This is a genomic window from Mesorhizobium sp. M4A.F.Ca.ET.050.02.1.1, from assembly GCF_003997725.1.
Lineage (GTDB): Bacteria > Pseudomonadota > Alphaproteobacteria > Rhizobiales > Rhizobiaceae > Mesorhizobium.
This window is the reverse complement of record NZ_RZSG01000142.1, coordinates 1-10,581: the sequence shown is the minus strand read 5'-3', so window position 1 is coordinate 10,581 and position 10,581 is coordinate 1. Positions and strand designations below refer to the sequence as shown.

The window sequence follows — 10,581 nt, the reverse complement described above, 5'->3', positions numbered from 1 at the left end:
GCTGTGGACCGGCAAGCCAACCAATCCGGAAGCCGATGCGCGCAATGCCGTGTTCTATGGCGACAAGGCGATAGACCGCTCGCCTTGCGGCACCGGCACCTCGGCGCGCATGGCGCAGCTGCACGCCAAGGGCAAGCTCAAGGTCGGCGACAGCTTTGTCCACGAATCGATCATCGGCTCGCTGTTCAAGGGCAGGGTCGAAAAGGAAGTCGTCGTCGCGGACAAGCCGGCGATCGTCCCTTCGATCGGCGGCTGGGCGCGGATGACCGGGTTGAACACCATCTTCATCGACGACCGCGATCCGTTCGCGCACGGGTTCATCGTCACGTGACGCCGTCGCTGCTCGAGGGCGTCAGGCTTCCTCGCCGTTCGTCGAGACCTGATCGCGGAACCAGTCGGCGAAGGTGATTTCGGCGGCCGAGGGTTGCGCCGACATCGTCAGGTAGTAGCCTTTGTCCTTGTCGGTCGCGATGTCGGAGACGACGACGAGATCGCCGCGCCGCAGTTCCTCGCGAAAAACCTCGATCGGGCAAAGCGCGACGCCGTGGCCGGCGATGACGGCCGTCGCCAATATGTTGAAATCGGCGAAGACGGGCCCGTTGCCGACATCGGCCCCGGCCATGCCGGATTGCGAGAACCATTCGCGCCAGCCGTGACGCGTCTCGTCATGCAAAAGCTCCGCCGCGGCAATCTCCGCCGGCGACCCGAGCCGGCCCTTGCGCGCCAGATAATGCGGGCTGCAGGCGGGCCGGCTTATGCGGGAAAAGAGCTTGAGGCTGGTGGCCTTGGGAGACGGGTCCGCGCCGAGCGTGATCAGGATGTCGTTGTCATCGTCTTCGAGTCGGTCCTCGGCCTTTGCATAGGCGACGCGGATCGCAATCTCGGGGTGACGCGCGGTGAAGTCCGGCAGGCGCGGCACCAGCCATCGGCTGGCAATGGATGGAATGCAGCCCACGGACAGCGATGCGACGGCCGCGTTTCTGCGGATGCGCCGGCAAGCGGCCGCAAGGTCGGAGAGCGCCGCGTTCGCCGAGGCCTGCAGGCTGAGGCCGGCATCGGTCAAGCGAACCTTGCGGGCATCCCGGTGGAACAGGGGCACGCCCAACCATTCCTCCAGCCGCCTGATCTGATGGCTGATCGCTGGATGGGTGACATGCAGCTCCTCGCCGGCGGCCGAGAAGCTGAGATGGCGCGCGGCGGCCTCGAAAGCGCGGATGGCGTTCAGCGGCAGATAGTCCATCTGTAAATTATTCTAATGCATCCAATGAAATTCGATCATTTGAAACCCGCCTCGGGTCGCGACATTCTGAAGGCTGCTTCGAATGCTGATCCAGAAAATAACAGCCAAAATAGCGCGAAGCCAGGTCAATCCGCCGTCGTCGTCGTTCCACGCCTTTCATAGAGAGAGAATGCCATGTTCACCAGGCAATTGGCCGATGTAGAAAAAACTGACTTCTTCGTCGACTGGGGCAACGGCACCAGCCACCGGCTGCTGACCCAGAGGGACGGCATGGGATTCACCGTCTGTCATACCGTGGTGCGGGCAGGGAGCGAGTCGCGCCTGCAATACCGGCGGCATCTCGAAGCCTGCTATTGCATTTCCGGCAGCGGCGAAGTCGAGGACATGTCCGGCGCCATCCATCGCATTGAGCCCGGAACCATCTACGTGCTCGATGCGCACGACGATCACTATCTGCGCGCCGACGGCGCTGGCGACATGGTGCTGGTCAGCGTCTTCAATCCGCCGCTCAACGGCACTGAACGGCACAGTCTGAGTGGCGAAGGCGGCTCCGCCTACTGAATTTCGCGCCCGGAACCACCACGGCGAGCAGGGCCGCTGGGGCACGCCGGCTCGCCGTCACATAAGTGTCATATCAGAAGAATCCCGAACGCTGTAGAAGGAGCGGATGCGCGAAACGCACGACTATCGGTGGCGCAAGAAATCTTCTCATCACCTAATCTTGACGGCGATTTCTTCGAAACTACGCGCATCATGCGGCTGAATCGTCAAAGACATTGCGTTATGCCAATGATAGGGTCCGCGATAGTCCAGGGGTCGGATAGCGAAAAACGGGCAATCGGACGGCGTGCTTCCAAAACACGCGAGGCGATTGAAAAATCACGTTGCAATCCGGGCTCGAAACTTTACGACTAGGGGAAATACGAAAAGGGAGTGCGACCCGGAAGCGGGCGACATTCCAGGGGAGCCACGGCAGTATGCAATACTTCGTCCAGCAGCTTATCAACGGGCTGACGCTGGGATCGATCTATGGGCTGATCGCGATCGGCTACACGATGGTCTACGGCATCATCGGCATGATCAATTTCGCCCATGGCGACATCTTCATGGTCGGGGCCTTCACCGCCCTCATCGTCTTCCTCATTCTCGGCGCGCTGTTCTATTCGGTGCCGGTCGTCATCGCGCTCCTGATCATGATGATCGTGGCGATGCTGTTGACCAGTCTCTACAACTGGACGATCGAGAAGGTGGCTTACCGACCGCTGCGCGGATCGTTCCGGCTGGCGCCGCTGATCACCGCGATCGGCATGTCGATCGCGCTGTCGAATTTCGTCCAGGTGACGCAAGGCCCACGCAACAAGCCGATCCCGCCGCTGGTCAGCCAGGTCTACACGTTCGCGGGCGTTAGCGTGTCGCTGAAGCAGATCATTATCGTGCTGGTCACGGTGGTGCTGCTGGCGCTGTTCTGGTACCTGGTCAACAGGACGGCGCTGGGCCGGGCGCAGCGCGCCTGCGAGCAGGACCGCAAGATGGCCGCGCTGCTCGGCATCGACGTCGACCGCACCATTTCGATCACCTTCATCATGGGCGCAGCCCTTGCTGCCGTCGCCGGCACGCTTTTCCTGATGTATTACGGCGTTGTGGTGTTCTCGGACGGCTTCGTGCCCGGCGTGAAGGCCTTCACCGCGGCCGTGCTCGGCGGCATCGGCTCGTTGCCCGGCGCCGTGCTCGGCGGCCTCTTGATCGGCTTCATCGAGAGCATGTGGTCGGCCTATTTCTCCATCGACTACAAGGACGTCGCCGCCTTCTCGATCCTGGCGATCGTGCTGATCTTCCTGCCGTCCGGCATCCTGGGCCGGCCCGAAGTCGAAAAGGTCTGAGCTCATGGCGGTCACAGTAAATCCGGAGCGCGACGCCGTCGCCACTCCCATCCAGCAGGCTTTCCGCGAAGCGCTCTATGCCGGCGCCATCGCTCTTGGGCTGTTCGTGCTGTTGATCGGTCTGAGGACCGACCAGAACATCTCCAACGAGCTGATCCTGGTGCAACGCTGGCGCCTGCTTGCCCTCGTGGTGATTCTCACCGCCGTCGGACGCTTCCTCTACATCGCCTATGTCCAGCCCTTCGTGGCCGGCCTGAAAGTCGCGGATGTCGATACCGGTTTGATGCCGTCCAGCTTGGCGACGCGATTTTTCAAATTGTCGTATTTCATTGCCGCCATCGTGCTAGCGGCTGTGCTGCTTGTGTTGGCCGGCTCCCTTGATGGGTTGCTGGGGCCGGATCTTGCCGGCTATGCACGGTTCTTGCGGGCGCTTGCCATCATCTATGCGTTAGCTTCGGTGCTGTTCTATTTCCGCAGTTTCATTCAAGCCCACTTCTCCGTATTGGGCGTTAGTGCGCTGGCGCTCTATCCGATTATCGTTGTCCTAGCGCTTGCGCTGTACACTGGGTCGATGGCCGGTGGATTCCAAGGCTCGCTAAAATGGGTCGACAATTTCGGTATCCAGATCCTGATCTATGTGATGCTGGCCTGGGGGTTGAACATCGTTGTCGGCCTGGCTGGCCTGCTCGATCTCGGCTACGTCGCCTTCTACGCGGTCGGCGCCTACGCCTATGCGCTGCTCGGCACGCATTTCGGCCTGTCGTTCTGGATACTGTTGCCGGCCGCCGGCTGCATGGCCGCCTTCTGGGGTGTCATGCTCGGCTTCCCGGTGCTGCGGCTGCGCGGCGACTATCTGGCGATCGTGACGCTAGCCTTCGGCGAGATCATCCGCCTGGTGCTGATCAACTGGCGTGAGGTGACCAACGGCTCGGCCGGCATTTCCGGCATTCCGAAAGTCTCCTTCTTCGGCCTGATGTCGTTCAACGTCTCGGATCCGAACTACATCGGCAAGGTATTGGACATCGCCGCTTCGAGCGCCTATTACAAAATCTTCCTCTATTACCTGATCCTGCTGCTCTGCCTGCTCACCGCCTTCGTCACCGTGAGGCTGCGCCGCCTGCCGGTCGGCCGCGCCTGGGAAGCGCTGCGCGAGGACGAGATCGCCTGCCGCTCGCTTGGCATCAACACCACCACGACCAAGCTGACCGCGTTTGCCACCGGCGCCATGTTCGGCGGCTTCGCCGGCTCGTTCTTCGCCGCGCGGCAAGGGTTCGTCAGCCCGGAATCCTTCGTCTTCCTGGAATCGGCGATTGTCCTTGCGATCGTCGTGCTCGGCGGCATGGGTTCGCTGGGCGGCATCGCGGTGGCGGCGCTTGTGATGATCGGCGGCACCGAAGCGCTGCGCGAACTCGATTTCCTAAAGCGAATTTTCGGTCCCGATTTCACACCGGAACTCTACCGCATGCTTTTGTTCGGCATGGCCATGGTCATCGTCATGCTTTGGAAGCCGCGCGGCTTCGTCGGCAGTCGCGAGCCGACAGCCTTCCTCAAGGAGCGAAGAGCCGTCTCAGGCTCCTTCACCAAGGAGGGCCACGGCTGATGAACGCGACCCCATCCTCGAACGAGTTCATCCTGCAGGTCGAGCATCTGTCGATGAAGTTCGGCGGCCTCATCGCCATCGGCGACCTGTCCTTCCAGGCCAGGCGGGGCGAGATCACGGCGCTGATCGGCCCCAACGGCGCCGGCAAGACCACGGTGTTCAACTGCATCACCGGCTTCTACAAGCCGTCGGAAGGCATGATCACGCTGAACCGCAGTGACGGCTCGAGCTACCTGCTCGAACGCCTGCCGAACCACGAGATCCCGGCGCGCGCCAAGGTGGCGCGCACCTTCCAGAACATCCGCCTGTTCTCGGGCATGACCTTGCTGGAGAACCTGCTGGTCGCGCAGCACAACAAGCTGATGAAGGCGTCGGGCTATACGATGCTCGGCCTGTTCGGCTTCTCGAGCTACCGCAAGGCGTCGGCCGAATCGATCGACCTGGCCAAGCACTGGCTGGAGAAGGCCAACCTGGTCGACCGCGCCGACGATCCGGCGGGCGACCTGCCCTATGGTGCGCAGCGGCGCCTGGAGATCGCGCGCGCCATGTGCACGGGCCCCGAGCTTCTGTGCCTCGACGAGCCGGCCGCCGGCCTCAATCCGAAGGAGTCGGCGGCGCTCAACGATCTCCTGATGGACATCAAGAAAAGCACCTCGATCCTGCTGATCGAGCACGACATGTCGGTGGTCATGCAGATCTCCGACCATGTGGTGGTGCTCGAATATGGCCGCAAGATCTCGGACGGCAATCCACAGTCGGTCAGGACCGACCCGCGCGTCATCGCCGCCTATCTCGGCGTCGACGACGAGGAGGTCGAGACGGTGCTGACCGAGGTCGGCGACGAGGATGTCATCGAACAGCTCGATACCGGCCCCGACGCCGCGCACGGCCCGGGTAGCTCATCTTCCTTTCTCGCCGGACCGGTGACCGATACGATCGGCCACAGCGAGGGCGAGCGCGTCACGGTCTCGAAGGGCGCCTCCAAGGCAGAACAGGTCGATGCAAAGGCCAACGCCCAGCCAAGAAAGCCGTCGGCGCGGGCCACGGCCAAGCCGACCGGAAAATCCCCGACAGCCAAGCCGCGCGGAGGGCGTAAATAATGGCCGGCACAACGCTGCTCGACATCAAGGGCGTCGAGACCTACTACGGCAACATCCGGGCGCTGAACGGTGTCAACGTGCAGGTCAACGAGGGCGAGGTGGTGGCGCTTATCGGCGCCAACGGCGCCGGCAAGTCGACGCTGATGATGACCATTTTCGGTGCTCCACGCGCTCGCGCGGGCACTATCACTTTTGCCGGTACCGACATCACACAGTTGCCGACGCACGAAATCGCCCGCATGCGCATCGCCCAGTCGCCGGAAGGACGCCGCATCTTCCCGCGCATGACAGTGATGGAAAACCTGCAGATGGGCGCCAGCCTCGACAACCTCAAATATTATGACGAGGACGTCGAGAAGGTGTTCACGCTGTTCCCGCGCCTCAAGGAGCGCATCGCCCAGCGTGGCGGCACGCTGTCGGGCGGCGAACAGCAGATGCTGTCGATCGGACGTGCGCTGATGGCGCGCCCGAAGCTGCTTCTGCTCGACGAGCCATCGCTCGGCCTCGCGCCGCTGATCGTCAAGCAGATCTTCGACGCCATCCGCGAGCTGAACCGCACCCAAGGTTTGACCGTGTTTCTGGTCGAGCAGAACGCATTCGGCGCGCTGAAGCTCGCCAATCGTGGCTATGTCATGGTGAACGGCAATGTGACGATGAGCGGCTCCGGCAAGGAACTGCTCGCCAATCCGGAAGTGCGCGCCGCCTATCTCGAAGGCGGCCACCACTGAGTTTGGAGCGGAATGTGTGCGTCCGGTATTCCGCTCCAAGTTGTTTGATTGTCGCATGACCTTTGCCCGAAAAGTCTGCAACTTTTCGGGATCATGCTAGGGAGACTTCATCATGCAGGGCATTCTCTACGAGGAACCCTCGATCTTCCAGTTCTTCTTCGTCACCTGCCTGCTCGGCGGCTGGGCCGCCTGGATGACCGGCAAGGCCAGCGCGCAGACATGGCGCAGCTTCTTCCAGCTCTTCCTCTACATGCTCGGACTGGGCATCGGCATCAGGTTCATCCATCACGCACTGTTCGACGGCACGATGTTCTCGCTGCATTACTATATCGTCGACACCATCGTGCTGATGATACTGGGCTTCGTCGGCTATCAATACACGCGTACCAACCAGATGGTGACGCAGTATAATTGGCTCTACGAAAGAGCCTCGCTATTGAGCTGGAAGCCGAAAGGCTGACGTTCATGATTAACGTCGTCTCGGGGATGAAACGGCGTGACAAGTGCCTGAAAATCGGCAAACTATGCTTTCTGCGATAAGGGTGGGCATCGCATGAAAGTATCATCCACGCCCACTCCGTAAATGGGAGCGTTTATATGAAAAAGTCACTCTTGTCCGCCGTGGCTCTGACCGCGCTCGTCGCGTTCAGCGGTAGCGCGTGGGCTGACATCCTGATCGGCGTCGCCGGTCCGATCACCGGCCCGAACGCCGCCTTTGGCGCGCAGCTGCAGAAGGGCGCCGAGCAGGCCGCCGCCGACATCAACGCGGCGGGCGGCATCAACGGCCAGCAGATCAAGCTCGAGATCGGCGACGACGTGTCGGATCCGAAGCAGGGCATCTCGGTCGCCAACAAGTTCGTCGCCGACGGCGTCAAGTATGTTGTCGGTCACTTCAACTCGGGCGTCACCATCCCGGCCTCGGAAGTCTATGCCGAGAACGGCATCCTGGTGATCACGCCTTCGGCCACCAACCCGCAGCTGACCGAGCGCGGCCTGTGGAACACCTTCCGCACCTGCGGACGCGACGACCAGCAGGGCAAGGTCGCCGGCGACTATCTCGCCAAGAACTTCAAGGACGCCAAGATCGCCGTCATCCACGACAAGACGCCTTACGGCCAGGGCCTCGCCGACGAAACCAAGAAGGCGCTCAACGGCAACGGCGTCACCGAAGCCCTCTATGAAGGCATCAATGTCGGCGACAAGGACTTCTCGGCCCTCATCGCCAAGATGAAGGAAGCCGGCGTCTCGGTCGTCTATTATGGCGGCCTGCACACCGAAGCGGGCCTGATCATGCGCCAGCTCGCCGACCAGGGCCTCAAGGCCCAGTTCATGTCGGGCGACGGCATCGTGTCGAACGAGCTCGCCTCCATCGCCGGCGACGCCGTCAACGGCACGCTGATGACGTTCGCTCCGGATCCGCGCAAGAACCCGAACGCCAAGGAACTCGTCGAGAAGTTCCGCGCCGCCGGTTTCGAGCCTGAAGCCTATACGCTCTACTCCTACGCCGCTCTGCAGATCGTCGCCGCCGCCGCCGCCAAGGTCGGCTCCGCCGACGACGCGCAGAAGGTCGCGGAAGAGATCAAGAAGAGCGGCCCGTGGAAGACCGCGATCGGCGACATCGGCTATGATGCCAAGGGCGACATCACCCGCCCCGACTACGTGCTGTACACCTGGAAGAAGGGTGACGACGGCAAGTACACCTACTTCGAGCAATAAGCCGACGAACGTCTGAAATCCGGAAATGCCCGGCGCGAAAGCGCCGGGCATTTTTGTTTTGCGGGCCTTTCGTGCGCCGATTGGCGGCTCTGGCGCAAACAAACGATTTAAATCGGTTTAGATGTCGCGCGATTTAGTTTGCGCTGCAGCATTTTCACGCTAATCATTGCGCCAGCCCCCATCCTCTCCGTCCCTGGAGCCCAGTCCTTGGCCATCACGAAGATCCTCGTCGCCAACCGGTCCGAAATCGCCATCCGCGTCTTTCGCGCGGCCAATGAGCTTGGCCTCAAAACCGTGGCGATCTGGGCCGAGGAGGACAAATATTCGCTGCATCGCTTCAAGGCCGATGAAAGCTACCAGGTCGGGCGCGGGCCGCACCTTGCCAAGGACATGGGGCCGATCGAGAGCTATCTGTCGATCGACGAGGTGATCCGTGTCGCCAGACTTTCGGGCGCCGACGCCATCCACCCCGGCTACGGCCTGCTGTCGGAAAGCCCGGAGTTCGCCGAAGCTTGTGCCGCCGCAGGCATCACCTTCATCGGCCCGAAGCCGGAGACGATGCGCCGGCTCGGCAACAAGGTCGCGGCGCGCAACCTGGCGATCGAGGTCGGCGTGCCCGTGGTGCCCGCCACCGATCCGCTGCCGGACGACATGGAGGCGGTCAAGGAACTCGCCAAGACGATTGGCTATCCGGTGATGCTGAAGGCCTCGTGGGGTGGCGGCGGCCGCGGCATGCGCGCCATCCGCGCGGAAGCCGATCTCGCCCGCGAGGTGATGGAAGGCAAGCGCGAGGCCAAGGCCGCCTTCGGCAAGGACGAGGTCTATCTCGAAAAGCTGATCGAGCGCGCCCGCCATGTCGAGGTGCAGGTGCTGGGCGACGGCCAAGGCAACGCCGTGCATCTGTTCGAACGCGACTGCTCGATCCAGCGCCGCAACCAGAAGGTCATCGAGCGGGCGCCGGCGCCTTATCTGAGCGAAGCGCTGCGCCAGGAGCTGTGCGGCTATGCGCTGAAGATCGCGAACGAGACCAGCTACATCGGCGCCGGCACGGTCGAGTTCCTGCAGGACGCCGACACCGGCAAGTTCTACTTCATCGAGGTCAACCCGCGCATCCAGGTCGAGCACACGGTCACCGAGATGGTGACCGGCATCGATATCGTCAAAGCGCAGATCCACATCCTCGACGGCTTCGCCATAGGCACGCCGGAATCGGGCGTGCCGGCGCAGAAGGACATCAGGCTCAACGGCCACGCGCTGCAGTGCCGCATCACTACCGAGGATCCCGAACACAATTTCATCCCGGACTATGGCCGCATCACCGCCTATCGCGGCGCCACCGGCTTCGGCATCCGGCTCGACGGCGGCACCGCCTATTCGGGCGCCGTCATCACCCGCTTCTACGATCCGCTCTTGGAGAAGGTGACGGCGTGGGCGCCGACGCCGGCCGAGACGATCGCGCGCATGAACCGGGCACTGCGCGAGTTCCGCATCCGAGGCGTGGCGACCAACCTCACCTTCCTCGAGGCGATCATCAATCACCAGAGCTTCGCCGACAATTCCTATACGACGAAGTTCATCGACACGACGCCGGAGCTATTCCAGCAGGTGAAGCGGCAGGATCGCGCCACCAAGCTGCTCAACTATCTGGCCGATGTCAGCGTCAACGGCCATCCCGAAACGCGCGGCCGGCCGATGCCCAAGGCCGATGCTGCGGCGCCCATCGTGCCCTATCTCAACGGCAAGGTGCCGGGCGGCAGCAAGCAGCGGCTCGACGCGCTCGGCCCGGAGAAATTCGCCGCCTGGATGCGCGCGCAAAACGAGGTGCTGGTCACCGACACGACGATGCGCGACGGCCACCAGTCGCTGCTCGCCACCCGCATGCGCACGCATGACATCGCCGGCATTGCCGGCACCTATGCGCGGGCGCTGCCGCAGCTACTGTCGCTGGAATGCTGGGGCGGGGCGACCTTCGACGTCGCCATGCGCTTCCTCACCGAAGACCCGTGGGAGCGGCTGGGCAAAGTGCGTGAGGCGGCACCAAACCTTCTCTTGCAGATGCTTTTGCGCGGCGCCAACGGCGTCGGCTACACCAACTATCCCGACAATGTCGTGCAGCATTTCGTCCGCCAAGCGGCTGCCGGTGGCGTCGACCTGTTCCGCGTCTTCGACTGCCTGAACTGGGTCGAGAACATGCGCGTCGCCATGGACGCGGTCGGCGCCGAGGGCAAGCTGATCGAAGCGGCGATGTGCTACACCGGCGACATCCTCGATCCGGCAAGGGCCAAATACAACCTCAAATACTATGTCGGGCTGGCGA

At 62.6% G+C, this 10,581-nt stretch carries 9 protein-coding genes and 1 pseudogene; 9 read left to right on the top strand and 1 reads right to left on the bottom strand.

Annotated elements, in window-relative coordinates; all coding sequences use genetic code 11:
• The coding region (locus tag EOA33_RS12510) for a proline racemase family protein (RefSeq protein ID WP_190234262.1) at nucleotides 1-331 on the top strand (331 nt) is incomplete at its 5' end.
• Nucleotides 332-352: 21 nt separating this feature from the next.
• Here the strand turns inward: EOA33_RS12510 and EOA33_RS12505 are convergent.
• A complete protein-coding gene (locus EOA33_RS12505; RefSeq protein WP_126057819.1) occupies nucleotides 353-1,240 on the bottom strand; it encodes a LysR substrate-binding domain-containing protein in 888 nt (295 codons plus the stop codon).
• Nucleotides 1,241-1,414: 174 nt separating this feature from the next.
• Here EOA33_RS12505 and EOA33_RS12500 point away from each other — a divergent pair, with 174 nt between their 5' ends.
• The 8 genes and pseudogenes from EOA33_RS12500 to pyc all read left to right on the top strand — a co-directional run.
• Nucleotides 1,415-1,801, top strand: coding sequence for an ectoine synthase (locus tag EOA33_RS12500; protein WP_126057820.1), 387 nt, complete (start codon nucleotides 1,415-1,417; stop codon nucleotides 1,799-1,801).
• 416 nt (nucleotides 1,802-2,217) lie between these two features.
• A complete protein-coding gene (locus tag EOA33_RS12495; RefSeq protein WP_126057821.1) occupies nucleotides 2,218-3,120 on the top strand; it encodes a branched-chain amino acid ABC transporter permease LivH in 903 nt (300 codons plus the stop codon).
• A gap of 4 nt (nucleotides 3,121-3,124) precedes the next feature.
• Nucleotides 3,125-4,720, top strand: a complete 1,596-nt coding sequence (gene livM / locus EOA33_RS12490; protein ID WP_126057822.1) for a high-affinity branched-chain amino acid ABC transporter permease LivM — start codon at nucleotides 3,125-3,127, stop codon at nucleotides 4,718-4,720.
• Nucleotides 4,720-5,727, top strand: a pseudogene (locus EOA33_RS12485) (ABC transporter ATP-binding protein); the annotation flags it as partial. The gene livM and the pseudogene EOA33_RS12485, both read left to right, overlap by 1 nt.
• 92 nt (nucleotides 5,728-5,819) lie before the next feature.
• Nucleotides 5,820-6,548 (top strand): ABC transporter ATP-binding protein, encoded by a 729-nt coding sequence (locus tag EOA33_RS12480; RefSeq protein WP_126057824.1) that lies wholly within the window; start codon nucleotides 5,820-5,822, stop codon nucleotides 6,546-6,548.
• 112 nt (nucleotides 6,549-6,660) lie between these two features.
• Nucleotides 6,661-7,008 carry a DUF6867 family protein gene (locus EOA33_RS12475; protein ID WP_126057825.1) on the top strand — a complete coding sequence of 116 codons (348 nt, stop codon included), beginning with the start codon at nucleotides 6,661-6,663 and terminating at the stop codon, nucleotides 7,006-7,008.
• 137 nt (nucleotides 7,009-7,145) lie between these two features.
• Nucleotides 7,146-8,264, top strand: coding sequence for a branched-chain amino acid ABC transporter substrate-binding protein (locus EOA33_RS12470; RefSeq protein ID WP_126057826.1), 1,119 nt, complete (start codon nucleotides 7,146-7,148; stop codon nucleotides 8,262-8,264).
• A gap of 207 nt (nucleotides 8,265-8,471) precedes the next feature.
• A partial coding sequence (pyc, locus tag EOA33_RS12465; RefSeq protein ID WP_127405758.1) for a pyruvate carboxylase occupies nucleotides 8,472-10,581 on the top strand: 2,110 nt, incomplete at its 3' end.